Annotated in this window: 21 protein-coding genes; 10 read left to right on the top strand and 11 right to left on the bottom strand. The window is 55.0% G+C overall.

The genetic code is table 11. The annotated features are described in order from the left end of the window. Positions 1-14 precede the first annotated feature (14 nt). Positions 15-2378, top strand: coding sequence for a glycoside hydrolase family 31 protein (locus tag HV242_RS06880; RefSeq protein ID WP_050737354.1), 2364 nt, complete (start codon positions 15-17; stop codon positions 2376-2378). A gap of 76 nt (positions 2379-2454) precedes the next feature. On the opposite strand, the gene HV242_RS06875 is transcribed toward HV242_RS06880, so the two are convergent. Then, on the bottom strand, positions 2455-4050 hold the full coding sequence (locus HV242_RS06875) for an ABC-F family ATPase (RefSeq protein WP_014169271.1): 1596 nt from the start codon (positions 4048-4050) through the stop codon (positions 2455-2457). A 221-nt stretch (positions 4051-4271) separates the two neighbouring features. On the opposite strand from HV242_RS06875, the gene ldtB reads away from it, so the two are divergent. Further along, complete coding sequence (gene ldtB / locus HV242_RS06870) at positions 4272-5192, top strand: L,D-transpeptidase (protein ID WP_025204618.1); 921 nt, start codon at positions 4272-4274, stop codon at positions 5190-5192. A gap of 69 nt (positions 5193-5261) precedes the next feature. Here ldtB and HV242_RS06865 read toward each other — a convergent pair whose 3' ends face one another. The 9 genes from HV242_RS06865 to mntR all read right to left on the bottom strand — a co-directional run bounded on the left by HV242_RS06865 (position 5262) and on the right by mntR (position 15902). Further along, positions 5262-5978: a GntR family transcriptional regulator gene (locus tag HV242_RS06865; RefSeq protein WP_032677739.1), complete on the bottom strand. Its 717-nt coding sequence runs from the start codon at positions 5976-5978 to the stop codon at positions 5262-5264. A gap of 15 nt (positions 5979-5993) precedes the next feature. Further along, the gene (locus HV242_RS06860) at positions 5994-7316 is read right to left on the bottom strand and encodes a PTS sugar transporter subunit IIC (protein ID WP_050737356.1); all 1323 of its coding nucleotides are present in this window, start codon (positions 7314-7316) and stop codon (positions 5994-5996) included. A gap of 51 nt (positions 7317-7367) precedes the next feature. Then, entirely contained in the window at positions 7368-8744 is a 1377-nt protein-coding gene (locus tag HV242_RS06855) for a glycoside hydrolase family 1 protein (RefSeq protein ID WP_032681380.1), read from the bottom strand. Between the two features lie 147 nt (positions 8745-8891). Then, positions 8892-9932, bottom strand: coding sequence for an aldo/keto reductase (locus HV242_RS06850; RefSeq protein WP_014169266.1), 1041 nt, complete (start codon positions 9930-9932; stop codon positions 8892-8894). Between the two features lie 106 nt (positions 9933-10038). Then, the gene (locus HV242_RS06845; RefSeq protein ID WP_025204620.1) at positions 10039-11559 is read right to left on the bottom strand and encodes an efflux transporter outer membrane subunit; all 1521 of its coding nucleotides are present in this window, start codon (positions 11557-11559) and stop codon (positions 10039-10041) included. After that, the gene (locus HV242_RS06840; protein ID WP_050737357.1) at positions 11559-13130 is read right to left on the bottom strand and encodes a DHA2 family efflux MFS transporter permease subunit; all 1572 of its coding nucleotides are present in this window, start codon (positions 13128-13130) and stop codon (positions 11559-11561) included. Before HV242_RS06840 ends, HV242_RS06845 begins: the two co-directional genes overlap by 1 nt. Further along, positions 13127-14221: an HlyD family secretion protein gene (locus HV242_RS06835; protein WP_020884906.1), complete on the bottom strand. Its 1095-nt coding sequence runs from the start codon at positions 14219-14221 to the stop codon at positions 13127-13129. The genes HV242_RS06840 and HV242_RS06835 overlap by 4 nt, the downstream gene beginning before the upstream one ends. Positions 14222-14322: 101 nt before the next feature. After that, positions 14323-15432: an anion transporter gene (locus HV242_RS06830; protein WP_040016987.1), complete on the bottom strand. Its 1110-nt coding sequence runs from the start codon at positions 15430-15432 to the stop codon at positions 14323-14325. Then, positions 15429-15902, bottom strand: coding sequence for a manganese-binding transcriptional regulator MntR (mntR, locus tag HV242_RS06825; RefSeq protein ID WP_014169260.1), 474 nt, complete (start codon positions 15900-15902; stop codon positions 15429-15431). Before mntR ends, HV242_RS06830 begins: the two co-directional genes overlap by 4 nt. 183 nt (positions 15903-16085) lie before the next feature. Between mntR and mntS the strand changes: the two genes are divergently transcribed. Both mntS and HV242_RS06815 read left to right on the top strand, forming a co-directional pair. Continuing rightward, positions 16086-16217, top strand: a complete 132-nt coding sequence (gene mntS, locus HV242_RS06820; protein ID WP_020884908.1) for a manganase accumulation protein MntS — start codon at positions 16086-16088, stop codon at positions 16215-16217. 283 nt (positions 16218-16500) lie between these two features. Continuing rightward, positions 16501-18084, top strand: coding sequence for a phosphoethanolamine transferase (locus tag HV242_RS06815; RefSeq protein WP_025204621.1), 1584 nt, complete (start codon positions 16501-16503; stop codon positions 18082-18084). A gap of 96 nt (positions 18085-18180) precedes the next feature. Here HV242_RS06815 and ompX read toward each other — a convergent pair whose 3' ends face one another. Beyond that, positions 18181-18699 carry an outer membrane protein OmpX gene (gene ompX / locus HV242_RS06810; RefSeq protein ID WP_020884910.1) on the bottom strand — a complete coding sequence of 173 codons (519 nt, stop codon included), beginning with the start codon at positions 18697-18699 and terminating at the stop codon, positions 18181-18183. Between the two features lie 353 nt (positions 18700-19052). On the opposite strand from ompX, the gene rhtA reads away from it, so the two are divergent. The 6 genes from rhtA to ybiO all read left to right on the top strand — a co-directional run bounded on the left by rhtA (position 19053) and on the right by ybiO (position 25655). Next, the gene (rhtA, locus tag HV242_RS06805; protein ID WP_025204622.1) at positions 19053-19940 is read left to right on the top strand and encodes a threonine/homoserine exporter RhtA; all 888 of its coding nucleotides are present in this window, start codon (positions 19053-19055) and stop codon (positions 19938-19940) included. A 300-nt stretch (positions 19941-20240) separates the two neighbouring features. Beyond that, complete coding sequence (gene dps, locus HV242_RS06800) at positions 20241-20744, top strand: DNA starvation/stationary phase protection protein Dps (RefSeq protein WP_010428924.1); 504 nt, start codon at positions 20241-20243, stop codon at positions 20742-20744. Positions 20745-21106: 362 nt separating this feature from the next. Then, positions 21107-21850 carry a glutamine ABC transporter substrate-binding protein GlnH gene (gene glnH / locus HV242_RS06795; protein WP_014883108.1) on the top strand — a complete coding sequence of 248 codons (744 nt, stop codon included), beginning with the start codon at positions 21107-21109 and terminating at the stop codon, positions 21848-21850. Positions 21851-21934: 84 nt separating this feature from the next. Then, complete coding sequence (gene glnP / locus HV242_RS06790; protein ID WP_014169254.1) at positions 21935-22594, top strand: glutamine ABC transporter permease GlnP; 660 nt, start codon at positions 21935-21937, stop codon at positions 22592-22594. Then, on the top strand, positions 22591-23313 hold the full coding sequence (glnQ, locus tag HV242_RS06785; protein WP_014169252.1) for a glutamine ABC transporter ATP-binding protein GlnQ: 723 nt from the start codon (positions 22591-22593) through the stop codon (positions 23311-23313). The genes glnP and glnQ overlap by 4 nt, the downstream gene beginning before the upstream one ends. Before the next feature lie 131 nt (positions 23314-23444). Next, positions 23445-25655 (top strand): mechanosensitive channel protein, encoded by a 2211-nt coding sequence (gene ybiO, locus HV242_RS06780; RefSeq protein WP_050737359.1) that lies wholly within the window; start codon positions 23445-23447, stop codon positions 25653-25655. Positions 25656-25680: the final 25 nt, after the last annotated feature.

Raw genomic sequence — 25680 nt, 5'->3', positions numbered from 1 at the left:
TGGATGTATTGCATATGAAAACCCTGAAAAACTGGACCGTTGATAAGCAGTCGGCAAATCATCTGGAACTGCTGGTCGATAACCAGCACCGTCTGTGCCTGTATGTGCTGGAAGAAAATCTGTTCCGCGTGCTGATTAAACGCAAAGGTGAGCTGACGCTGGATCGCACCTGGAGCATCGCCCCGCAACAAGATGTGCCGTGGGAAGGTCGCCGCCGCGACGACCTGAGTGGTTTCACCTGCCCCGCCTGGACGCTAACGCAACAGGACGACGTGCTGACGGTTGCTACCGAACAGCTGCGTGTGACCGTGCATCAGCCGCTGTGGCTGGAGTGGCACTACCGCAATGAGGCGGGTGAGTGGCAGCCGCTGGTCAACGACCGTCCAACCAGTGCCTATCTGCTGAATGCCCATGGCGACGGTGCAGCGCACTACCTGAGCCGCCGCAAGGATGAACGCTTCTACGGTCTGGGTGAGAAAGCCGGCGATCTGCAGCGTAACGGTAAACGCTACGAGATGCGCAACCTCGATGCAATGGGGTACAACGCGGCCAGCACCGATCCTCTGTACAAACATATTCCGTTCACCCTCACCCGTCGCGATGACGTGAGCTACGGTCTCTTCTACGACAACCTGAGCAGCTGCTGGCTGGATCTGGGCAACGAGATTGACAACTATCACACTGCCTATCGTCGCTGGCAGGCGGAAGCGGGCGACATCGATTACTACCTGTTCACGGGAAAACGGGCGCTGGACGTGACCAAAGCCTTCGTGCGTCTGACCGGGAAAACGCTCTTCGGGCCGAAATGGAGCCTGGGTTACAGCGGTTCGACCATGCATTACACCGACGCGCCGGATGCGCAGAACCAGCTGATGAACTTTATTCGTCTGTGCGAAGAACATGCTATTCCCTGCGACTCGTTCCAGCTCTCTTCGGGCTATACCTCGATCAACGGCAAGCGCTACGTCTTTAACTGGAACCACGACAAGGTGCCGCAGCCGAAGGTGATGACCCAGGCTTTCCACGACGCGGGGTTAAAGCTGGCGGCCAACATCAAGCCATGCCTGCTGCAGGATCACCCGCGCTATAACGAAGTTGCGGAAAACGGGTTGTTTATCCGCGATTCAGAAACCGACGCGCCAGAACGCTCCAGCTTCTGGGATGACGAAGGTTCTCACCTCGATTTTACCAATCCACAGACGGTGAAATGGTGGCAGGAAGGGGTAACCACGCAGCTGCTTGAGATGGGGATCGACTCCACCTGGAACGACAACAACGAATATGAAGTGTGGGATGGCGAAGCCCGCTGCCACGGCTTTGGCAAGGAAATCGCGATCAAGCACATTCGCCCGGTGATGCCGCTGCTGATGATGCGTGCCTCGCTGGAAGCGCAGCAGCGTTTTGCCCCGGAAAAACGTCCGTATCTCATTTCCCGCTCCGGCTGCGCGGGCATGCAGCGTTACGTCCAGACCTGGAGCGGCGATAATCGTACCAGCTGGGACACCCTGCGCTATAACACCCGCATGGGTCTGGGAATGAGCCTGTCCGGGCTGTTTAATGTGGGGCATGATGTCGGCGGTTTTTCCGGCGACAAACCCGACGTGGAACTGTTCGTACGCTGGGTGCAAAACGGTGTGATGCATCCGCGCTTTACCATTCACTCATGGAATGATGACCACACCGTTAACGAGCCGTGGATGTATCCGGGCGTGACGCCGGCTATTCGTGGTGCCATTGAATTACGCTATCGTCTGCTGCCGTACCTTTATACCCTGCTCTGGCAGGCGCATGCTGACGACGAACCGATGCTACGCCCGACCTTCCTCGACCACGAACACGATGCGCAGACGTTTGAAGAGAACGATGATTTCCTGCTGGGTCGCGACCTGCTGGTGGCCAGCGTGGTGGAGGCCGGGCAGCGCGAGCGACGCGTCTGGCTGCCGGATAACGAAACGGGCTGGTACGATTTTTACACCCACGAGTGGTTCGCTGGCGGGCAGTGGATCGTACGTGATGCGCCGCTGGAGAAATTGCCGCTGCTGGTACGTGCCGGTGCGGGTCTGCCGCTCAGCGAACGCATTACGCATGTCAGCGCGGAAAAAGACACTACCCGTGAGCTGAAACTGTTCCCGGTGAAAGGCGTCGGTTCAACCGCGGGCCTGCTGTTTGAAGACGATGGTGAAAGCTGGGGCTATCAGAACGGCAATGCGCTGTGGGTGGAATGGGACATGGCATGCGACGGTGCCACCATCAACCTGAAGGTCAGTGCGCGGGGAGATTATCGTCCGGCGTGGAAAGCGCTGAAGATATCGTTACCGGCCGGGGAAAAACGCACGCTGCTGGTGAATGGTATTGAAGGGAGTGAATGGGTGGTCTAGTGCGGCCTGATGCCCGCTCCCACCGGGAGAGGGCATCAAACACAGGCCCGGTAGGCGTAGCGCCACCGGGCTTTTTTTAACTCTCGATACCTTTACTGCGCAGGTAATCTTCGTAGTTACCGGTGAAGTCCACCACGCGCTCAGGCGTAATTTCGATCACGCGGGTCGCCAGCGAGCTGACGAATTCACGGTCGTGAGAGACGAAGATCAGAGTCCCCTGATACATCTCCAGCGCCATGTTCAGCGATTCGATAGATTCCATATCCAGGTGGTTAGTCGGTTCATCCATCACCAGGATATTGGGTTTTTCCATCATCAGCTTGCCGAACAGCATGCGCCCTTTTTCACCACCGGAAAGCACTTTAGCAGGCTTCTTGATGTCGTCCTGGCTGAACAACAGACGACCGAGAATGCTGCGCACCGCCTGCTCGTCATCGCCTTCCTGCTTCCACTGGCTCATCCAGTCGAAGACGGTCAGGTCGTTTTCGAACTCGTATTCATGGTCCTGTGCGTAGTAACCAATCTGCGCGTTTTCAGACCACTTCACGGTACCGTTATCCGGCTGCAGTTCGCCGACCAGGGTTTTCAGCAGGGTGGATTTACCCACGCCGTTGGCACCCAGAATGGCAATTTTCTCGCCCACTTCCAGCAGCAGGTTAAAGTTTTTAAACAGCGGACCGTTTTCAAAACCTTTAGCCAGGGCTTCCACTTCCAGCGCATTACGGAACAGTTTCTTGTCCTGCTCGAAGCGGATGAATGGGTTCTGACGGCTGGACGCTTTCACTTCATCAAGCTTGATCTTGTCAATCTGACGCGCACGAGAGGTCGCCTGGCGAGATTTAGAGGCGTTCGCGCTGAAGCGGCTGACGAAAGACTGCAGATCAGCAATCTGGGCTTTCTTCTTGGCGTTATCCGCCAGCAGACGTTCACGCGCCTGCGTGGCTGCCGTCATGTACTCGTCGTAGTTGCCCGGATAAACGCGCAGCTCGCCGTAGTCCAGGTCCGCCATGTGTGTACACACCATGTTCAGGAAGTGGCGGTCGTGCGAGATGATGATCATGGTGCTGTCGCGATCGTTCAGCGTCTGCTCCAGCCAGCGGATGGTGTCGATGTCCAGGTTGTTCGTTGGTTCGTCGAGCAGCAGGATATCCGGATTAGAGAACAGCGCCTGCGCCAGCAGAACACGCAGTTTCCAGCCTGGCGCGACTTCGCTCATCGGGCCGTAATGTTGTTCTACCGGAATACCCACCCCCAGCAGCAGCTCGCCCGCACGCGCTTCCGCAGAGTAGCCATCCATTTCGCCGTACAGCACTTCGAGATCGGCCACTTTGTAGCCATCTTCTTCGCTCATCTCCGCCAGAGCGTAGATGCGATCGCGCTCCTGCTTCACTTCCCACAGCTCCGCGTGTCCCATGATAACGGTGTCAAGGACGGTGAACTCTTCAAAGGCGAACTGATCCTGACGCAGCTTACCGATGCGCTCGTTTGGATCGAGCGAAACGTTGCCCAGCGTCGGCTCTAAATCACCGCCGAGGATTTTCATAAAAGTAGATTTACCGCTACCGTTGGCGCCAATCAGGCCGTAACGGTTGCCGCCGCCAAATTTGACGGAAATGTTTTCGAACAGCGGCTTACTGCCAAACTGCATAGTGACGTTGCTGGTAACTAACACGGGGAGATTCCTGCGAAAAGTGTGATAAACACGGCATTATGCCACAATTCCGAATTGAGATCCCGCGTTGCGGCAATCCGCTAAACTTTAACAAAATCGAAAAAAATGTGATTTCGTACACATCTGAATTCCCTGTTAGCGGGAATGCACATATAATGCGCTCCCATCAAGATTCAGACTTATCAACTCATCGCCGGAATGGCTTAGATACCTCGCACAACATGAACATGAAATTAACAACGCTTTTTGCGGCGGCGTTAGCCGTAGTAGGTTTTTGCAAAACCGCTTCTGCGGTGACTTATCCGCTGCCGACAGACGGTAGCCGTCTGGTTGGTCAAAACCAGGTGGTCACGGTGCCTGAAGGTAACGCTCAGCCACTGGAATATTTCGCGGCGCAGTACCAGTTGGGCCTGTCTAACATGCTGGAAGCGAATCCGGGTGTTGACCCGTATCTGCCTAAAGCCGGTACCGTGCTGAACATTCCTCAGCAGTTGATCCTGCCGGATACCGTCCATGAAGGTATCGTCATCAACAGCGCGGAAATGCGTCTGTATTACTACCCGAAAGGCACCAACACGGTTATCGTGCTGCCAATCGGTATCGGCCAGTTGGGTAAAGACACCCCAATGAACTGGACGACCAAAGTTGAGCGTAAGAAAGCAGGCCCAACCTGGACGCCAACCGCCAAAATGCACGCGGAGTACATCGCTGCGGGTGAACCCCTGCCAGCCGTTGTACCGGCAGGCCCGGATAACCCAATGGGTCTGTACGCGCTGTACATTGGCCGTCTGTACGCGATTCACGGGACCAACGCCAACTTCGGTATCGGCCTGCGCGTAAGCCACGGCTGCGTACGTCTGCGTAACGAAGACATCAAATTCCTGTTCGAAAACGTGCCGGTCGGAACCCGCGTCCAGTTCATCAACGAACCGGTTAAAGCGACGTCTGAGCCGGATGGCAGCCGTTACATTGAAGTACACAACCCGCTGTCCACCAGCGAAGACCAGATCAACAACAACGAAATCGTTCCGGTTACGCTGAACAGCGCGGTGCAGTCCGTGACCTCTCAGCCGGATGTAGAGACAGCGATTGTTGACCAGGCCGTTCAGAACCGTTCTGGTATGCCAGTGCGTCTGAACTGACCCTCTGCCCGGTGGCGCTTTGCTGACCGGGTCTGAGAATAAAAAAGCGGGCTCTGATGCCCGCTTTTTTTATCCGTTATTGACGATAACTATCCCGCCGTGGTCGTAACGGTAGTGACAGTGGGCATACTCAAGCGGTGTGCCATCCTCCAGATAGATAACCTGCTCCACCTCAAGCACCGGATCGGTCTGCTCGCAGATAAGGTGTTGCATATCCAGCGCGTTCGGTTTTAGCGCCCGCACCACCCGGTACGACCCCATGATTTTCAGCCCCAGCGTCTCCTGCACGTAGCGGAACACGGAGCCTTCAAGATGGCTTTTATTCAGACCGGGCACCAGATTAAGCGGCATTACGGTGGAGTCCAGCGACATCGGCTCACCGTTGAGCAGACGCAGCCGAACAAAGTCATAGACAGGCGCATCGGCGTTAATCATCAGCGAGGCCTGCTCCTTCTCGTTCGGAAAGCGCAACTCGAAATGGACCACGACGCTGGAAACGGTGCCCAGATGCTCCCAGGTTTTTGTTGCGCCGAAGTAGTCGCTGCCGGAAAGATCCCACTGCGAGAGTTGCAGGAAATTTTTGCGGATAAACGTCCCCTGCCCCTGACGGGTATAGATCAGCCCTTCCACGATTAACTGGCGTATGGCCTGCTGTATGGTCATCCGGCTGGTGCTGAACTCCGCCGCCAGGGCAAACTGGTCCGGGAGCGGTTCGTTGGCGGCGTATTGCGAGCTAATAATGCGTTTCTTAATTTCCCGCGCTATGGTGATGTACTTCGCCGCCATCGTCCTTCCTTTCTGTTAGTTTTCTGTCCCGCTGTTTTTTAATGCCACTCTCTCGGCAATTTTGAGGAAAGGCAGGTAGAAGAATACACCAAATACAATGATTGCCAACTGCACGACCACGGCGCGCCAGTCCCCTGCCGTTGCCAGCCAGGCGCTCAGAATGGGCGGAGTTGTCCACGGGATCATAACCACACAGCGCGACATTAACCCCAGGGTAGTACAGAACCACGCAAACCAGATACCTATGGCAGGTAGCAGCACAAAGGGGATCATCAGCGGCAGGTTGAACACAATCGGCAGGCCAAAAATGACCGGCTCGTTGATGTTAAACAGACCCGGCGCCAGCGACAAACGGGCCACCTGTTTCGCCGATTTTTGCCGTGAGAAGACGAAAATGGCAATCAACAGGGAAATCGTGCTGCCGGTGCCCCCCACCATACCAAAGGTCGGTACAAAGATATTGTTGATGATATGTGGGACAGGCTGACCGTTGGCAAAGGCCAGCATATTCTCGTTGGTGTTGATCAGCAGAAACGGCTCCAGCACCACGCTGTTAACCACTGACTGATGGATCCCAAGCGTGAACAGGAAGTTACCAAAGCTATAGATAAAAATCGTGCCCGGCAGGCTGGTATTGATCAGGCGCAGCGGCTGCTGAATAAAAGTGGTGATCAGATGGATGAGATCCGTGTGCAACACGTTCGCCAGAAGCGCGGCCAGTATGGCAAACAGGGAAAGCGTCAGGATCGTCGGGATCAGCGCGGTAAACGATTTACTGACCGCCGGCGGTACATTTTCACCTAAAGAAATGTGCAGCGCTTTCAGACGAGAAATGGCGATAAACAGTTCCGTTGAGAGCAGACCAATCAGCACCCCGGCAAAAATGCCGGTTGAGCCAATATTGGAGAACGTCAGCACCTGCGTGACGTTCACCGTGGCGTCGCTGCCGACGGGCGTAAGCTGTAAGCGCATCGGCATCATAATGATAAAACTGCTGATGGCGATAACCACTGCCGAGACCGGGTTGTCGAAGTCTTTGTTGCGTGCCAGCGACCAGGCAATCATCGGTGCCAGCAACAGCGCGGCGATATTCAGCGTACCGTTAATAATCGCCTCGCCCCACACCTTAAAATGCGCCAGCGTGTCGCCTTCAAAAATCCATGGGAATACCACGTTATTCACCAGCACCGCCAGACCGGCAAGGATGAAAATGGGCATGACCGTGGCGAAGGCATCGCGCAGGGAACGCAGGTGCACCTGGTTTGCCAGGCGCGCCGAGAACTCAACAAATCTGTCGACAAAAGACTGCATATGCGGTGTTATTTTTGTATCAGACATAGCGGATATTTCCCTTCAATCAGTCACAAAAACGGCCCGGCAGCGTACGGCTTACATCTCGCGTCCGTTGGTATGGATAACCTGTTTCAACCATGCGTAGCTCTTCTTCGGCACGCGCTTTAAGTCTTTCAGGTCGTGGTTTTCACGGTTCACATAGACCACGCCGTAACGCTTACGCATGTCTCCCTGTGAACTCAGAATGTCGATTAAGCCCCAGCCGAGGTAACCGATCACCTCTGCGCCATCCTCAAACATGGCTTGTTTCATCGCCTCGATATGCGCCCGGTGGTAGTCAATACGGTAGGTATCTTCAATCGGATTCACACCGTCCCAGGACTCGATCACCCCAATACCGTTTTCAATCGGGAATACCGGCATACGCCAGTCGTTGTAATAGCGGGTGATGATGGTGCGAAAGCCCAGCGGATCAATCTGCCAGTTCCATTCGGTCGCTTTCAGGTACGGGTTATTTTTATCACCGTGCAGAAGGTAATCGTTGACCGGCGTTCCTTCGGGGATCGCATCACTGTCGAGGGTTTTACTGGCGTAGTAGCTGAAGGCCATATAGTCGTTTTTGGTACGCGCCAGCAGCGCAAGATCCTCAGCGCGGTAGATATCCGCAAAACCTTGTTGTTCCACGACCGCCATCACCGCCGGGCTGTAACCCTGGCCGGCAAAGACGCGCAGCAGGTTCTGGTTAAGGAATTCGTCATACTGCTGGGCGCAGAAGATATCACGCGGTTTACAGGTCGCCGGATAGACCAGCTGGTGCGCCAGCATACCGCCCATCAGCTGGCCCGGACGGGTCTGGTGCAGGTATTCGGTCAGGGTCATATGCGCGACCATGGTGTGGTGCTGCAGTTCATACAGCTCGCGCAGGGTTTTCTCGCCTTTCATATAGCCCGAGATCCGGAAGGCTTCCGGCATGTGGAAGATGTTCTGCTCGTTAAACGTCAGCCAGTACTTCACCCGGTCGCCGTAACAGTCGATCATCTTTTTGCCGTAGCGGATAAACGCGTCCATCACACGGCGATCGTTAAAACCGTTGTACTCCTGCGCCAGCGCCAGCGGCATATCGAAGTGGTAGAGGCAGATCATCGGCTCAATGCCGCGGGCAATTAAATCGTTAATAAAGCGGTCATAAAAGGCGATACCTTCGTCGTTGAAGTCACCGTCGCCCTGTGGACATACGCGGCTCCAGGCGATCTGAAAGCGGTAGCAGTTCATGCCCAGATCCTGCATCAGGTCGAAATCTTCCCGATAGCGGTGGTAGGAATCGGTCGCGACTTTCCAGTCAGAAACGTTCTCCCCGGCTTCGCGAATGTCATATACCGACATTCCCTTTCCTCCCTCATTCCAGGCCCCTTCCGTCTGCATACTGGATACGGAATTGCCCCATAAAAAATTGGCTGGCAGAAATTGATTCATGATCGCTCCCTATATGACTAGTCATTTAAAATTTCATGACTAGTCATATAGGCGAAGACGAAAAATCAATCAAAGAGGAGGATCGTTTTTTGTGAGCAAGGCGGGAAAAAAACCCGGTCAGCGAAGCGAGACCGGGGGGAAGGACGGTTATTGTTGTGCGAGCTGATGACGACGATATTCACCCTGCCGCTCCAGCATCCAGCCCGGGTATTCGCGCGGCAGCGCGCTGACGGCATCAAGCTGTTTAAGCTCGTCTTCGCTTAAACGGATCCCGGTGGCGGCAATGTTGTCGTCCAGCTGGTCGACACGTTTGGCACCAATAATGACGCTGGTTACGGCCTTCTGATGCAGCAACCACGCCAGCGCAATTTGCGCCACAGAGACACCTTTGCGCTCGGCCAGGGTGCGCATCACATCCACGCAATCGAAAGCACGCTCTTTGTTCACCGGCGGGAAGTCAAATTCCAGGCGGCGACCGCCGGATTCACTCTGCCCGTCACGGCCATATTTTCCGCTAAGCAGACCGCCTGCCAGTGGGCTCCAGACCATCAACCCGACGCCTTCACTCTGCATCATCGGTATCAGTTCACGCTCCAGATCGCGCCCGGCGATGGTGTAATACGCCTGCAGCGAAGCAAAACGCGCCAGTCCAAGGCGTTCGGAAATGCCCAGCGCTTTGGCAATCTGCCACGCCGCCCAGTTAGAGACGCCGATATAACGCACGTGCCCATGCTGTACCAGGTTATCCAGCGCGTAGAGCATCTCTTCGACAGGGGTTGCCGGGTCAAAACCGTGGAGCTGATACAGATCGATATGATCGAGCTGCAGACGGCGCAGGCTCTCTTTGACGCTACTGATGATGTGATAGCGCGAACTGCCGCGGGAGTTCACCCCGGCCGTGCCCGTTTCGCCAAACACTTTGGTGGCAACCACCACATTTTCGCGCGGAATTTTCAGGTTCTTCAGCGCCTGGCCGGTGATCTCCTCCGAGCGCCCTTCCGAATACACATCCGCGGTATCGATGAAATTAATTCCGGCATCCAGTGCACGGCCCACCAGCTGCTCGGCTTCACTTTGCTGCAGCTGACCAATCTTGCCCCACATGCCGCCTTCTCCGCCGAAGGTCATGGTGCCAAGGCACAGTTCAGACACAAACAGACCGGTATTGCCCAGTTTTTGATAACGCATAAGATAATCCTCGCATGTCGTTCGATGGGTACCCGATAGTTATACCCGCCCCATAGCCATCGCGAATGTGGTGTTCCTGTCCGTTTCTTGCCCAATCCTCTGAATCTTATCCGCGCGGAGCCTCACCAAAGACCTTGTAATCCGGTAATTGCACCTGCTGATACGGCTCCCAGCCGCCGCCCAGCGCTTTGTAGAGCGCCACCAGATCGAGAGCACTTTGTACCTGCGCCTGCGCGCGTTGCTGCTGCGCCTGCGCCAGCTGCCGCTGGGCATCCAGCACGTCAATAAAGCTGGCGATCCCCTGCCGGTAGCTGTCGCTTGCCAAATCGAACGCGTTTTGCAACGCATCGATGGTTTTAGCAAGGCCGGCTTCACGCTGCTGATCGGTGCGGTAGCTCACCAGCGCATTCTCTACGTCCCCGAGCGCGGTGAGCACCGTCTGGCGGTAGTCGAGCACTGCCGCGCCCTGCTGCGCACGCGCCACCTTCACGCTCGACACCAGTCTTCCGCCCTGGAAAATCGGTATCGAGACCTGCGGGCCGAAGCTGTAGAAGTGGCTGCTCCAGTCCGTCAGCCAGTTGGTTTCGCTGTTTCGCAGACCAAACTGCCCGGAGAGGGTAAAGCTCGGGAACAGCTGCGCCACGGAAACGCCAATTTGCGCCGTGGCGGCGTGGAGGTTGGCTTCCGCCTCGCGTACGTCAGGACGACGACGGGCCAGCGTGGAGGGGATACCCGTTTGTACGATATCCGGCAGGGCGGGCATCGGCTGCGCCGACTGCAGCTCCGCATCCAGCGCCCCCGGCGGCTTGCCGAGTAAAATCGCGAGGCCATTCATTGCCTGCCGTGCCTGGGCCTGATACTGAGGAAGCTGCGCTTCGAGGTTCCCCAACTGGGCACGCGCATTTTCAACGTCCATCTGCGGTGACAGCCCGCCCCGCTGGCGGCTTTCGGTGAGTTCCAGGGTTTGTTGCGCGCTCTTAATCTGGGTGTTCAGCGTGGCAATGATGCTCTGCGCCCCCCGCAGCTGCAGCCATGCGCGCGCCACTTCCGCCTCCAGCGACACCAGCGCGTCGTTACGCTGCTCTATCGCCGCTTTCTGCTGCGCTTCGGCAGCCTCTACCTGTCGGCGCACCTTGCCCCACAGGTCGATTTCCCACTGCGCATCGAAGCTCCCCTGGTAAAGATTGATTGGCTGCGTCAGCGGCCCTAGCGCGCCCCTAAGTTCAGGATCCACGTTATCAAGCTGGTCGTACACGCCGTGGGATTTCAGCTCTCCCTCCAGCCCAAGCTGCTGGCGCGTGGCCTGCAGATTACCGTTTACGGAAGGGTAAAACGCCCCACCCGCCTGGTTAATCTGTTCGCGCGCCCCGGCAATACGCAATACCGTCTGCTGCAGGGATAAATTTCCCGCGATCGCGCGCTCTATCAGGCTGTCCAGCTGCGGTGAACCGAAGGTTTTCCACCAGCGTGGGTTGGTTGCCGTCGAGGCCGTTTTTGACTTCACGCCGCTGTCACCCGGGTCGTTCCAGTGTGTCGGGGTCTGCGATGCCGGCGGCTGGTAATCCGGCCCCACGGCGCAGCCTGCCAGCAGCATGATCATCAGGGGGGTTAAACGTCTGTGTATCATCAATGTGCTCCTGCACTCCCCTCGCTCTTAACCGGCGAGAGCAACAAACAAAACGGAATCAGTAACATGGCTACCACGCTCAGAATGGTGAACACGTCGATATACGCCAGGAAGCGCGACTGCTCGATCATGGTCTGGTACATGCGCCCGGTGGCGATACCGGTAGGGTCCCCGACCTGAGTGGTGAAGTTCTGGATCGCCTGCGCGCTTTCGCGTATCGCCAGCTGGAACTGTTCATTAAACGGTGACGCGTGATAGGCCAGATGCGCGCTGTGCGCCTGGGAACGTTCGGTAATGGCCGCCGTAGAAAGCGAGATGCCAATTGAGCCCGCCACGTTGCGGAACATGGTAAACAGCGCCGCCGCATCGGCGTTCAGCCGCCTCGGTATCGAAATAAAAGCAATGGTGGTGAGAGGAACAAACAGGAACCCAAGCCCTATCGACTGGGCGCTGCGGAACAGCACCAGCGTTTCGAAATCGATATCCGGGGTCAGCGTACGTGACCAGAAGAACGACACCGCCAGGCAGGTAAAACCGAAAGCGATAATCCAGCGCGTCTGCACCACCGGCATCAGCTTCAGCACCAGCGGGATAGTCAATACGATCAACACGGCGCCCGGCGAAAGCACCAGCCCGGACCAGGTGGCGGTATAGCCCAGGTCCTGCTGTGCAAGCTGCGGAATCACCACCGAACTGCCGTACAGAATCATCGCCATGCCCGCCATCAGCAGGCTGGAGATGGCGAAGTTGCGATCTTTCATGCAGTGCAGATCTACCACCGGTTTTTTGGCATACATCAGCCAGTAAATCGCTCCAATAATGCCGATGAGCGTCAGCACGGCGAAGGTGCGAATAAAGTTCGAATAAAGCCAGTCCTCATCTTCTCCCCGGTCGAGCATCACCTGCAGGCAGCCCAGCCCCAGCGCGATCAGGCCAATCCCCGTCCAGTCGATAGACAGCTTCTCTTTCGATTTGCTTTCCCATGGCGGGTCTTCCAGCAGCTGGTAGATCGCCAGCACCGTTACAATCCCCACTGGAATGTTGATGAAGAAAACCCAGCGCCAGGAGTAGTTATCGGTGATCCAGCCGCCCAGCGTTGGGCCAAGTACCGGCGCAACGATAATGGCGATTGACGACAGACCAAACGCTTTACCCCGGTCCTCAGGTTTAAAGTAGTCGAGCAGCACCGACTGCTGCGTGGGCTGCAGCCCCCCGCCGAAAAAGCCCTGCATTACGCGAAAAAGAATGATTTGCCACAGCTCGGTGGCGATCCCGCACAGGAACGAACAGACGGTGAACATCACGATGCAGATGAGGAAGAACTGCTTGCGGCCAAAAACCCGGCTCAGGAAAGCCGATATCGGCAGCACTATGCCGTTTGCCACCAGGTAGCTGGTCAATACCCAGGTGGATTCGTCGTAGCTGGACGAGAGCGACCCGGCCACATGCGGGAGTGCCACGTTAACGATAGTGGTGTCGAGGATCTCCATAAACACCGCCAGCGTGACCACAATCGCCACCGCCCACGGATTACTGGCAGGTCGCCAGTTGTCGTGGCTGTGATCCGTCATTCCACTGTCACCTTCGGTGCAACCGACAGCCCAAGCGGCAGCGGTTTGTTGGGATCCAGCCCTTTATCAATCACGATCTTCACCGGCACGCGCTGAACGATTTTGACAAAGTTACCGGTAGCGTTTTCCGACGGGAAGGCGGAGAAACGCGAGCCGCTGCCCTGTTGAATACTGTCGACATGGCCTTCGAGCGCCATATCCGGCCAGGCATCCACGGACACCTCGACCTTATCGCCCGGCTTCATGCGTTCGAGCTGCGACTCTTTAAAGTTCGCCACCACCCACACATTCGGAGAGACCAGTGAAAACAGCGCGGTACCCGCCTGCACCAGGGTGCCGGGCTGGACGTTGCGTTTAGTGACAAAACCGTCAAACGGGGCGCGGACTTCGGTGTAAGAGAGGTTCAGCGTCGCGGTTTCCAGCTGCGCTTTGGCCTGATCGACCTGGCGCTGACGCGCTTCCACATTGGTTTCCTGCTGGCGGATCTGCAGCTGTACCTGCTCCGCCACTTCAAGCTGCGCCTGCGCACTTGCCAGGCCCGCCTGGGCACTGCGCAGCTGGGCATTGGCGGTATCAATACTTTGCTGGGTGGTCGCTCGCGGGTCAACGCCTCGCTGGCGGCGATACTCCGCCTGCGCATTGGCCAGATCGGCCTGCGCTTTAATCACCTGCGCTTTAGCTTCATCACGCTGAGCGGGATACTGGACTTTTGACAGCGCCAGCTGCGCCTGAGCCTGATGCAGCTGGGCGATCGCCAGCCCAAGCTGGGCCTGCGCCTGATCGCGCTGGGCGGTGGTATCACGCGGATCGATAACCACCAGCAGGTCACCCTTTTTCACCCGCTGGTTATCGCGCACGCGCAGCTCGGTGACATAGCCTGCCGTTTTCGGGGCAATCGTCACCACATCACCGTCGGTAAAGGCGTCGTCAGTGGTCTCTTCGTTACGGGTTAAAAACCACCAGACCAGCGCCACGATAACCATCACCACCACGACAATGCCAAGGATGATTAACGGTTTTTTGCCCGGGCGCTTACGCTGTTTAGTGTTGTTTTCCTGCTCGTCAGCAGGCAGGTTTTGATCTTCAGCCATAGGTCAGCAACAGTCCTGTCAGTGAGCGGCATCACACTATGCCGTTCACTAAAGCTAGGACGTTGCTATACGTTTGCCAGGAAAAACTGACAAATTGCGCACTATATGAGAAGGAAAATTCCGAAACCGATCGCCGCGGCCCAAATCAGCATCGGGATCGACCAGACATGGAAACGCCACCAGATACGACGATCGTTAGCCATACGCAGGGCAATCAGGTTAGCAAGCGAACCGGGCAGCAGCCCAAACCCGCCGATATTCACCGCCCACGCCAGCAGCGTGTCAGGGGGAACGTAGTTGAGGAGTAAAATGGTGGAAGGCACGTTGCTGATGAACTGTGACAGACCAATCGCCGTGAGCCACAATCCCGGCTGCGACAGGCCACTGACGCTGTGCAAAACGTGTTGCAGTACCGGAAGCTGGATAAGCAGATGCACATCAATAAACATCACCATAAAGACCAGCAGTAACGTCCAGTCCACGCTGACCAGCACGCGCCGCGCCAGGAATAAAAAACCGGCGGCGACGAGCAGTACGCCCGCCAGTTCATACTTCAGTTCCAGCGCGAACAGGAAAACGATGTACAGCGCCAGACAACTCCACACCAGACGCGGCTGCCACTGCGGGCCCGTGGTACCGCTGTGGTACTGCAGTTTTTTGACCGGGAACGCGAACCAGCAGACCGCCAGCAGCGACACCATCATCACCAGCGCCAGCGGAGCCATCTGCCAGGTAAAAGCGGCAAACGACAGCCCGGAGCGTCCCCAGAGGAGAATATTTTGTGGGTTGCCGATAGGGGTCAGAAGCGAACCGGCGTTAACGGCCAGCGCCTCGAAAATGATCAGCCGGCTAACCGGGATCTCGCAGAGCTTACGCAACGTGAGCGTGAGTGGCACGATGATAAACAGCGCCACGTCGTTGGTCAGAAACGTCGACAGCACCGCAGCAGAGAACACCATAAACAGCGCCAGGCGGCGTTCAGTGGCAAAGCGGCGCACCATTTTACGTCCCAGGACGTCAAAATAGCCGCTCAACTCTACCCCTTTGGTGAGCATCATCAGGCCACTGAGGGTAATGATGGTGCGCCAGTCAATCACCGCAGGCCAGGTGTGTGGCGCAAACGGCACAAAGATGCTCAGTACTGCGCCAATGATGAATAAGAGATGGAAGAAACGATCGCGTGCCAGGGCCTGCAGTCCGGGGATGTTCATTCAGCGGAGGGACCATATTTAAGGGTAAATTCGCGAAACTTAACCAGCGTCTCTTCGCTGACGTGGTGTTCCATTCCTTCCGCGTCCCGGCGGGCAATTTCCGGGCTTACGCCCAGCACCAGTAAGAAGTTTTCGACGAGCTGGTGGCGCTCGCGACTCTCCTGGGCGAGTTTCTCCCCTTCCGGCGTCAGAAAGACGCCGCGCCAGGGGATCATTTCAATCAGGCCCACGGAGGCCAGACGTTTTAACATTTTTGCCACTGTCGGTTGGGAAACGCCCAGCCGTGCAGCCATATCCACCTGGCGCGCCTCCCCGACCTCGCGAATCAAATCGGAAATCAGTTCAACATAGTCATCAATCAGCTCACGACGGTGCGCTTCACGTACCTGGCGAAAACCTTCGACATGTTCTTCAACATTCACCAGTTGCGTCGTTTTTCTGATTGTTGGCTTACCTGCGCGACGGTTCATTGTACTTCCTCAGTGGGGTGACGCTTCCAGCGCCCGGTATCGAGAGCGCACATTGTAAACCATCCCTCTACAAGCACAAAAAATTAACGAAATAGCCATAGCTATACAATATAGCCTGTGCTATATCTGTATGTAATGCAGTCACCCTTCACGGATCGAAGGGATCAAAAATCAGGAGGTCTCATGAACGAATTCAAGAGGTGTATGAACGTGTTTACCCACTCTCCCTTTAAAGTACGCCTGATGCTGTTGAACATGCTGTGCGATATGTTTAACAACAAACCCCCGCATCAGGACGACAAACCTTCCCACTAAGCGGCGTTGCGGTACGCCGCTTCATTTTTCCGTCACAAACCCTCTGTACACTGGCTTTCAGCCGCCCTATTCCCGATCTTTTTTACGGATTTGCAATCCCCTTCGCAAAACATCTGCTTAGCAACTGTTGCTATTATTTAGCGCTCGCACTATCTTCTTGCAGCCCTGCACAATTTGCGGCTCGCTGAAGCGGACCCTCATTCCCTCTCCACGCACTGTCAGGCAGGTTATGACCCTTGACGCCAGGGTGAGCACATGGCGTTTTTATCCATGATAGTGACCTATGAATTTAACCCTGATAGACACCGTTGTTACCCGTAGCCGGGCCTTAAGCCCGTGGACGGGATTTTACTTTTTGCAGTCATTACTGATTAACTTTGCGCTGGGCTATCCCTTTAGCCTGCTCTATGCCGTGGCCTTTACCTGCATATTGCATGTGCTGTGGCGAACGGCTCCGCGCGCGCAAAAAACGTTAGTCGGAATCTGTTCTCTGGTCGCTGCACTCTATTTCCCGTTTGGTCAGGCTTACGGCTCGCCGAACTTTAATACCCTGCTGGCGCTGCACTCGACCAATATGGAAGAGTCGACAGAGATCCTGACGATCTTCCCCTGGTACAGCTACGTGGTCGGCCTCTTTATCTTTGCCCTTGGCGTGATAGCCGTTCGCCGTAAAGCGGAAGAGAAAAAAACGTGGGGAAAAATTGAGCACCTGTGCCTGGCGTTCAGCGTGGTGGCATTCTTTGTCGCACCAGTACAAAACCTGGCCTGGGGTGGGGTGTTCAAGCTGAAGGATACCGGCTATCCGGTGTTCCGTTTTGTGAAAGACGTCGTCGTTAACAATAAAGAGGTGCTCGACGAACAGGCACGTATGGCTGAGCTTTCAAATATGAAAGACACCTGGAACGTGCTGGCCGTGAAACCCAAATATCACACCTATGTGGTGGTGATTGGTGAAAGTGCACGTCGCGACGCCATGGGAGCCTTTGGCGGACACTGGGACAACACGCCGTTCGCCAGTTCGGTCAAAGGCACCCTGTTTACCGATTATGTTGCGGCCAGCGGCTCAACGCAGAAATCTCTCGGCCTGACGCTAAATCGGGTGGTCGACGACAAACCCCAGTTTCAGGATAACTTTGTTACCCTGGCGAACCGCGCAGGTTTCCAGACCTGGTGGTTCTCCAATCAGGGGCAAATTGGCGAATACGATACGGCCATTGCCAGTATCGCCAGACGCGCCGACGAAGTGCAGTTCCTGAAGAACGGTGATTTTGAAGCGGACAAGAATACGAAAGATGAAGCGTTGCTGAAAATGACGGCGCAGGTCTTTGCCTCTCCGCGTACCCAGCCGCAGCTGATTGTTCTGCACCTGATGGGGTCTCACCCGCAGGCCTGCGATCGGACCGGCGGTAAATACGCAGAGTTTGTGCAGTCCAAAGAGACCTCATGCTATCTCTACACCATGACGCAAACCGACGACCTGCTCAGCAAACTGTACGATCAGTTACGCAATACGGGTGACAGTTTCTCGATGGTCTACTTCTCGGATCACGGGCTGGCGTTTAAAGAGCGCGGTAAAGAGGTGCAGTATCTGGCGCACGACGACAAGTTCCAGCAGAACTTCCAGGTACCGTTTATGGTTGTGTCGAGTGATGATAAAACGCATCGCATTATTAAAGCGCGGCGTTCGGCCAATGATTTCCTGACCTTCTTCTCGCAGTGGACGGGGATTTCGGCACAGCAGATAAAAAATGCGTACCCGTTTGTCTCTAACAAGAAGGCTCCCCCAGTTTACATTACCAACTTCAAGTTACAGAAAGTTGACTATAACCATCTGGGAACCGATATCTTCGATATTAAGAGTAAATAATCCGGGCAATCTGCTACCCTCTCCTGCAAGGCGAGGGGTTAACGTAAAAAAAAATCCGCCACATTGGGCGGATTTTTTACTGGCTCACCGAAGTGATTAGAAGCGGTAACCTACGCCCGCGATCCAGGTGCCAACGTCAACGTTGCGGATACGGCTCTGCTCATAAGAGAAGTCCAGAGCGACGTCCTGGATTGGGTTGAACTGCAGACCCGCGCCATAGGAGAAGCCGTAGTCGCTGTTGCTTGCAGTGCGGTTCAGACCCTGGTTTTCGGTCTGCTGGAATTTACCGTAGCCAACACCTACAACACCGTAGATGCTTGCCCAGTCGTTCAGACGGTAAGCTGGACCAGCGGTGATGCCGTAGTACTGGCCTTTGTTGTATGCGCCGTTTTCAGAACGATCTTTCTCGGTGTAGGTGAAAGAACCGATCACGCCCAGTGGGTTGTTATCCTGCTCGTAACGATACTTCAGGTTGAAACCGTTAGCTTTGTTCATCACGCCCTGCATATCGCTCTGAGCGTAACCACCAGTTACAGTAGAAGTAGCAGCTACAGCGGTACCTGCGGAAACAGCCAGTACAGCGGCCAGTGCTGAAAGACATGCAATTTTTTTCATAACCACCTCAAATGTGCTTCAAGTAAGTCCGTAAGTTTTAAATATATCAAAAAAATTTGCGAAACTCTTTGTGATTCGTGATGTCTAACTGAACCTTTCCTGTAACAGAACGTTTCCAGCGTCAGCTATCTCATTCAAATCACATACAATTTTCGCTATAAAACGCTCATACTGCGCGTCTGCGCCGTTACATTCATCCAGATTATTCCTAATCTGACAGGCGATAAATCCACCAGCGCTTAACCATTTTACGGAATTTACACGTTTTTTTTCAACGGTCTCTCAACCGTTGCAGCTTATTTCCTTTACACTGCAACCTTTACTTCATTTGACATAAGTTGACAGGAGAAAGGATGCCTGGGTTATCCCGCTCGTCGTCGGTCTGGTTGCCGGTTGTCGTCATACTCATCGCCATGTTGTCCATTCAAAGCGGTGCCTCGCTGGCCAAATCTCTCTTTCCGCTGGTCGGTGCGCCTGGGGTCACGGCCCTGCGTATTGCCCTCGGAACCGCGATCCTGGTGGTGATTTTCAAACCCTGGCGTTTACGCTTTAAAAAAGAACAACGCTTACCGCTGCTTTTTTACGGGCTGTCCCTGGGAGCGATGAACTACATGTTCTATCTCTCCATCCAGACAATTCCGTTGGGGATTGCCGTGGCACTGGAGTTTACTGGCCCGCTGGCGGTAGCGCTTTTCTCGTCCCGTCGTCCCGTTGACTTTATCTGGGTAATTTTAGCCGTTCTTGGCCTGTGGTTCCTGCTGCCGCTGGGCCAGAGCGTCTCAGAGATCGATCTCACAGGCGCGGCGCTGGCTCTGGGGGCGGGTGCCTGCTGGGCTATCTATATATTGACCGGACAGCGCGCCGGGGAAGAGCATGGCCCGGCGACGGTGGCACTCGGTTCATTGATTGCCGCTATCATCTTTGTGCCGGTGGGTATGGCTCAGGCCACCGAGTCCATCTGGCAATGGTCAGTCATGCCCATCGGGCTGGCGGTCGCCATTCTTTCCACAGCACTTCCCTACTCTTTAGAGATGATAGCCCTTACGCGCCTGCCGACGCGCATTTTCGGCACGCTAATGAGCATGGAGCCCGCGCTCGCCGCCCTGTCAGGGATGGTCTTCCTCGGGGAAACCCTGACCTTCACCCAGACGCTGGCCCTGTGTTCGATTATCGCCGCCTCAATGGGCTCAACGCTAACGATGCGCCCGGAACCTAAAGTTGAGAAAATTGACCTCAATTAGCGCCCTATATTCTGCGTGGCTTTATAGCCATGCAGAATAAAGGCCAGTTTCCCGTTTAAAATATTTTTTTACATACTTTGCACTCTTCGTGAAATATTTCCCCCGCTGTCGATAACGTTTTCCTGAATTAGGATTGATCTGCATCAATTTTAAATAATCCCTTTAATTTCATACCATTGTAAACACAACGTCCTTCTCGCTATTAAACTGATAGGCAGAGCCTCCCCGCAGGGAAAAAATCCGGTGCTATACTTAATCCCGCAATTACCTGGGACACAAACATCAAGAGGATATGAGATTATGAGTACCGCTAAACTGGTGAAAACGAAAGCGTCTAATCTGCTTTATACCCGTAACGATGTATCGGATAGCGACAAAAAAGCGACCATTGAGTTGCTGAATCGCCAGGTGATCCAGTTCATCGATCTTTCGCTGATCACCAAACAGGCCCACTGGAATATGCGCGGTGCAAACTTTATTGCCGTTCATGAAATGCTGGATGGCTTCCGCACAGCACTGGTTACCCACCTCGATACCATGGCCGAACGTGCCGTACAGTTAGGCGGTGTGGCACTGGGTACCACGCAGGTAATTAACAGCAAGACGCCACTGAAAAGTTATCCGCTGGATATCCATACCGTTCAGGATCACCTGAAAGAGCTGGCAGACCGCTACGCGATAGTGGCTAATGATGTGCGTAAAGCTATCGGCGAAGCGAAAGACGAAGATACAGCCGATATCTTCACCGCCGCTTCCCGCGACCTGGACCAGTTCCTGTGGTTCATTGAGTCCAACATCGAATAATTCATAAGAATTTCCTATACAACCCTCGCCCTCCGGTGAGGGTTTTGCACATCTATGGTGCACGTTTTTGGCCTGAGACGCTGCAAAAGTGAAAAAATTGTAATAATCACCTCACACAACCGTTAACGGAAGATTGTTTTTTCGTCAGAATTTACGCTAAATAACGCTTCGTCTGTTGAGCCAAATGACGCGCACCAAAACGGTGCTCCACTTTGGTGCAATAAAAGTTCATTGCCCCGTTTTCTGTGCAATGCATGACATCATCCCCTTTGTAAAACAACAGCTTGTAAAGTTGGCACGATTTTTTCATTGTGCCACTCGTTCTCGCAGGGGATCGCCCCGTGGATATAAAAGGAAATGCTATGAAGTCTGTATTAAAAGTTTCACTGGCTGCACTTACCCTGGCTTTTGCGGTCTCTTCCCAGGCTGCCGACAAACTGGTTGTGGCGACCGACACGGCGTTCGTTCCGTTTGAATTCAAACAGGGTGATAAGTACGTTGGCTTTGATGTTGATCTGTGGGCTGCTATCGCAAAAGAACTCAAACTGGATTACACCCTGAAGCCAATGGACTTCAGCGGCATCATCCCGGCACTGCAAACGAAAAACGTTGATCTGGCCCTGGCCGGTATCACCATTACTGAAGAACGTAAAAAAGCGATCGACTTCTCTGACGGCTACTACAAAAGCGGCCTGCTGGTGATGGTGAAAGCCGATAATAACGATGTAAAAAGCGTGAAAGACCTCGACGGTAAAGTCGTTGCGGTGAAAGGCGGTACCGGTTCTGTTGATTACGCGAAAGCAAACATCAAAACCAAAGACCTGCGTCAGTTCCCGAACATCGATAACGCCTACATGGAGCTGGGTACCAACCGTGCTGACGCGGTGCTGCACGATACCCCTAACATCCTGTACTTCATCAAAACGGCGGGCAACGGCAAGTTCAAAGCCGTCGGTGATTCTCTGGAAGCCCAGCAGTACGGTATTGCGTTCCCGAAAGGCAGCGACGACCTGCGTACGAAAGTTAACGGCGCGCTGAAAACCCTGAAAGAGAACGGCACCTACAACGAAATCTATAAAAAATGGTTCGGTACCGAGCCTAAATAATAATTCTTAAAAATGACGTTCACTCGGGGGCGACCTTTCGCCCCTGCTATTTTAGAAACACGGTAACAGTAACAGGAAACTATCATGCAGTTTGACTGGAGCGCCATCTGGCCTGCCATTCCTATCTTGCTTGAAGGCGCTAAAATGACCCTGTGGATTTCGGTCCTCGGTCTGGTTGGTGGGTTGATTATCGGTCTTGTCGCCGGTTTCGCCCGCACCTACGGCGGCTGGATTGCAAACCACATCGCACTGGTTTTCATCGAAGTGATCCGCGGCACCCCAATTGTCGTTCAGGTCATGTTCATCTACTTCGCCCTGCCAATGGCTTTCACCGACCTGCGCATTGACCCGTTCAGCGCCGCTGTCGTGACCATTATGATCAACTCAGGTGCCTATATCGCGGAAATTACCCGTGGTGCGGTCCTGTCGATTCATAAAGGTTTCAGTGAAGCGGGTCTGGCGTTAGGCCTTTCTCGTCGCGAAACGATCCGCCACGTCATTCTGCCGTTGGCCCTGCGCCGCATGCTGCCACCGCTGGGAAACCAGTGGATCATCAGTATTAAGGATACGTCGCTGTTCATCGTTATCGGCGTTGCTGAGCTGACCCGTCAGGGCCAGGAGATCATTGCGGGCAACTTCCGTGCGCTGGAAATCTGGAGTGCGGTAGCCGTTGTCTACCTGATCATCACTCTGGTTCTGAGTTTCGTTCTGCGTCGTCTTGAAAGAAGGATGAAAATCCTGTGATTGAATTTAAAAACGTTTCTAAGCACTTTGGCCCAACCCAGGTGCTGCACAATATCGATCTGAACATCAAACAGGGTGAAGTGGTGGTCATTATCGGGCCATCCGGCTCCGGTAAATCGACCCTGCTGCGCTGCATCAACAAGCTGGAAGAGATCACCAGCGGCGATCTGATTGTCGATGGCCTGAAGGTGAATGACCCGAAAGTCGACGACCGTCTGATTCGTCAGGAAGCCGGCATGGTGTTCCAGCAGTTCTACCTGTTCCCGCACCTGACGGCGCTGGAAAACGTAATGTTTGGTCCACTGCGCGTACGTGGCGCCAGCAAAGCGGCGGCGGAAACGCTGGCTAAAGATCTGCTGGCTAAAGTCGGCCTCGCGGAACGTGCTCATCACTACCCTTCTGAGTTGTCCGGTGGACAGCAGCAGCGTGTGGCTATCGCCCGCGCACTGGCGGTAAAACCGAAGATGATGCTGTTCGATGAGCCAACCTCGGCGCTTGACCCGGAACTGCGTCACGAAGTGCTGAAAGTCATGCAGGATCTGGCTGAAGAAGGGATGACGATGGTTATCGTGACCCACGAAATCGGCTTTGCTGAGAAAGTGGCTTCCCGCCTGATCTTTATTGATAAGGGCCGTATCGCTGAAGACGGTAACCCACAAGCGCTGATCGCCAATCCACCGAGCCAGCGCCTGCAGGAGTTCCTGCAGCACGTCTCCTGAAAGCGCTTCAGTTACGCCATTCTGAGCCGGGCATGCCCGGCTTTTTTACGCCAGATTGTTCCCAAAAATCCTCCCGCGCGCCTCGCCCTCTATACTTATCTTTTTGTTCATTATTTTCACCGGAGGATGCCGTGCCGTGGATCTTGCTGTTGCTTAGCCTGTTTTGTGCGCCATCGTTCGCCGTTTCCATCCCCGGCGTCACCACCGGCACGACCGCCACACAGCAAACGACACCGCCCCCAGAGCCGGATGTTGAACAGAAAAAAGCCGCCTACAGTGCCCTTGCCGATGTGCTTGAAAACGATACCTCCCGGCAGGAGTTAATCGGACAGTTGCGAAAAGTCGCCGCCACGCCGCCGCAGGAGCCGGTGCCGACAATTACCCCTCCGCAAGTGGAAGAACAAAAAACGGTGCTGGAAAATGTCACCGACGTGAGCCGTCACTATGGAAGCGAACTCTCCTCGCGCTTTGCCCAGCTCTATCGCAACCTGATTGGTTCGCCCCATAAACCGTTTAATCCCCATACGTTTACGACAGCCGCCACGCAGTTTTTGATGCTGGCGGGCGCTGTATTTCTGTTTTACTGGCTGGTACGCCTGTGCGCATGGCCGCTCTACCGTAAGATGGGGCAATGGGGGCGCAAGAAGAACCAGCAGAAAAGCAGCTGGTTACACCTGCCGCTGATGATAGCGTCGGCGTTTATCATCGATTTACTGCTGCTGGCGCTGACGCTGTTTATGGGCCAGGTCCTGGCCGACAGGCTTAACGCCGGCAATAAAACCATCGCTTTCCAGCAGGCGCTCTTCCTCAACGCCTTTGCGCTGATTGAGTTCTTTAAGGCGCTGCTGCGTTTGATATTTTGCCCGCACGTACCGGATCTTCGTCCCTTCTCGATTCGGGATGAGAGCGCCAGATACTGGGCGCTGCGCCTCAGCGTGCTCAGTGGATTGATTGGTTACGGTCTGCTGGTTGCCGTGCCGATCATCTCCAACCAGGTCAACGTGCAGTTTGGCGCCCTGGCGAATGTGCTGATTATGATCTGCATTACCGTCTGGGCGTTGTACCTTATCTTCCATAACAAAAAGACCATTACCCAAAGCTTGCTGCATCTGGCCGATCGTTCCCTGTCGTTTTTCAGTCTCTTTATCCGCGCCTTCGCGCTGGTGTGGCACTGGCTGGCGAGCGCCTACTTTATCGTGTTGTGCTTCTTCTCGCTGTTCGACCCGGGCAACAGCCTGAAATTTATGATGGGGGCGACGTTCAAGAGCCTGGCCATCATTGGCATTGCGGCATTTGTCTCTGGCCTGCTGTCGCGCTGGCTATCGAAAACCTTCACCCTCTCGCCACAGGTGCAGCGCAGTTATCCGGAACTGCAAAAAAGGGTCAACGGCTGGATCTCGGTATCACTGAAAGTGGCGCGCATTCTCACCGTCTGCGTGGCGATTATGCTGTTGCTTAACGCATGGGGATTGTTTGACTTCTGGAACTGGCTGCACAACGGCGCGGGCGAAAAGACCGTCGATATTTTAATTCGCATCGCGCTGATCCTCTTCTTCTCTGCGGTTGGCTGGACGTTGCTGGCGAGCCTTATCGAGAACCGTCTGGTCTCCGACATTCACGGCCGCCCCCTGCCCAGCGCCCGTGCCCGCACCCTGCTGACGCTGTTTCGCAATGCGCTGGCGGTTATTATCAGCACCATTACCATCATGATTGTGCTCTCGGAAATCGGCGTGAACATCGCGCCACTGCTGGCAGGTGCCGGCGCGCTGGGGTTGGCTATCTCCTTTGGTTCGCAAACCCTGGTGAAGGATATAATCACCGGCGTCTTTATCCAGTTTGAGAACGGGATGAACACCGGGGATCTGGTCACGATTGGGCCGTTAACCGGCACGGTAGAGCGCATGTCCATTCGTTCCGTCGGCGTGCGCCAGGACACCGGGGCGTACCACATAATTCCTTGGTCATCGATAACCACTTTCGCTAACTTTGTCCGAGGCATTGGCTCGGTAGTGGCCAACTACGACATTGACCGTCATGAAGATGCAGATAAAGCGAAACAGGCGCTACGGGACGCCGTGGAAGAGATGATGGCGATGGAGGATATTCGCGGGCTGGTGATTGGAGAGCCGTCGTTTGCCGGTATTGTCGGCCTGACGAACACGGCATTTACCCTGCGCGTGTCGTTCACCACGCAGCCACTGAAGCAGTGGACGGTGCGCTTTGCGCTCGACAGTATGGTGAAAAAACACTTTGACCTGGCCGCGGTGCGGATGCCGGTGCAGACCTACCAGGTATTACCCTCACCGGCGTCCCCCACACCGCCACAGGAGCCCACCTTATAGCGTGGGGACCGGGTAACGGCGTCGC

Origin of the sequence: Enterobacter sp. RHBSTW-00593 (genome assembly GCF_013784105.1) — a bacterium.
In the GTDB taxonomy this organism is placed as follows: domain Bacteria; phylum Pseudomonadota; class Gammaproteobacteria; order Enterobacterales; family Enterobacteriaceae; genus Enterobacter; species Enterobacter ludwigii.
Note: the sequence above shows the minus strand (reverse complement) of the source record. Positions and strands in the feature narration are given on the sequence as shown.

What these genes read in the sequence shown, in the direction of transcription:
- dps (WP_010428924.1), top strand. Translation starts at nt 20,241, where the DNA reads ATGAGTACCGCTAAACTGGTGAAAACGAAAGCGTCTAATCTGCTTTAT.
- HV242_RS06840 (WP_050737357.1), bottom strand. Translation starts at nt 13,130, where the DNA reads ATGACGGATCACAGCCACGACAACTGGCGACCTGCCAGTAATCCGTGG.
- mntS (WP_020884908.1), top strand. Translation starts at nt 16,086, where the DNA reads ATGAACGAATTCAAGAGGTGTATGAACGTGTTTACCCACTCTCCCTTT.
- glnP (WP_014169254.1), top strand. Translation starts at nt 21,935, where the DNA reads ATGCAGTTTGACTGGAGCGCCATCTGGCCTGCCATTCCTATCTTGCTT.
- HV242_RS06815 (WP_025204621.1), top strand. Translation starts at nt 16,501, where the DNA reads ATGAATTTAACCCTGATAGACACCGTTGTTACCCGTAGCCGGGCCTTA.
- HV242_RS06865 (WP_032677739.1), bottom strand. Translation starts at nt 5,978, where the DNA reads ATGGCGGCGAAGTACATCACCATAGCGCGGGAAATTAAGAAACGCATT.
- mntR (WP_014169260.1), bottom strand. Translation starts at nt 15,902, where the DNA reads ATGAACCGTCGCGCAGGTAAGCCAACAATCAGAAAAACGACGCAACTG.
- HV242_RS06880 (WP_050737354.1), top strand. Translation starts at nt 15, where the DNA reads ATGAAAACCCTGAAAAACTGGACCGTTGATAAGCAGTCGGCAAATCAT.
- HV242_RS06855 (WP_032681380.1), bottom strand. Translation starts at nt 8,744, where the DNA reads ATGAATCAATTTCTGCCAGCCAATTTTTTATGGGGCAATTCCGTATCC.
- ldtB (WP_025204618.1), top strand. Translation starts at nt 4,272, where the DNA reads ATGAACATGAAATTAACAACGCTTTTTGCGGCGGCGTTAGCCGTAGTA.
- glnH (WP_014883108.1), top strand. Translation starts at nt 21,107, where the DNA reads ATGAAGTCTGTATTAAAAGTTTCACTGGCTGCACTTACCCTGGCTTTT.
- HV242_RS06860 (WP_050737356.1), bottom strand. Translation starts at nt 7,316, where the DNA reads ATGTCTGATACAAAAATAACACCGCATATGCAGTCTTTTGTCGACAGA.
- rhtA (WP_025204622.1), top strand. Translation starts at nt 19,053, where the DNA reads ATGCCTGGGTTATCCCGCTCGTCGTCGGTCTGGTTGCCGGTTGTCGTC.
- ompX (WP_020884910.1), bottom strand. Translation starts at nt 18,699, where the DNA reads ATGAAAAAAATTGCATGTCTTTCAGCACTGGCCGCTGTACTGGCTGTT.
- HV242_RS06850 (WP_014169266.1), bottom strand. Translation starts at nt 9,932, where the DNA reads ATGCGTTATCAAAAACTGGGCAATACCGGTCTGTTTGTGTCTGAACTG.
- HV242_RS06845 (WP_025204620.1), bottom strand. Translation starts at nt 11,559, where the DNA reads ATGATACACAGACGTTTAACCCCCCTGATGATCATGCTGCTGGCAGGC.
- HV242_RS06830 (WP_040016987.1), bottom strand. Translation starts at nt 15,432, where the DNA reads ATGAACATCCCCGGACTGCAGGCCCTGGCACGCGATCGTTTCTTCCAT.
- HV242_RS06835 (WP_020884906.1), bottom strand. Translation starts at nt 14,221, where the DNA reads ATGGCTGAAGATCAAAACCTGCCTGCTGACGAGCAGGAAAACAACACT.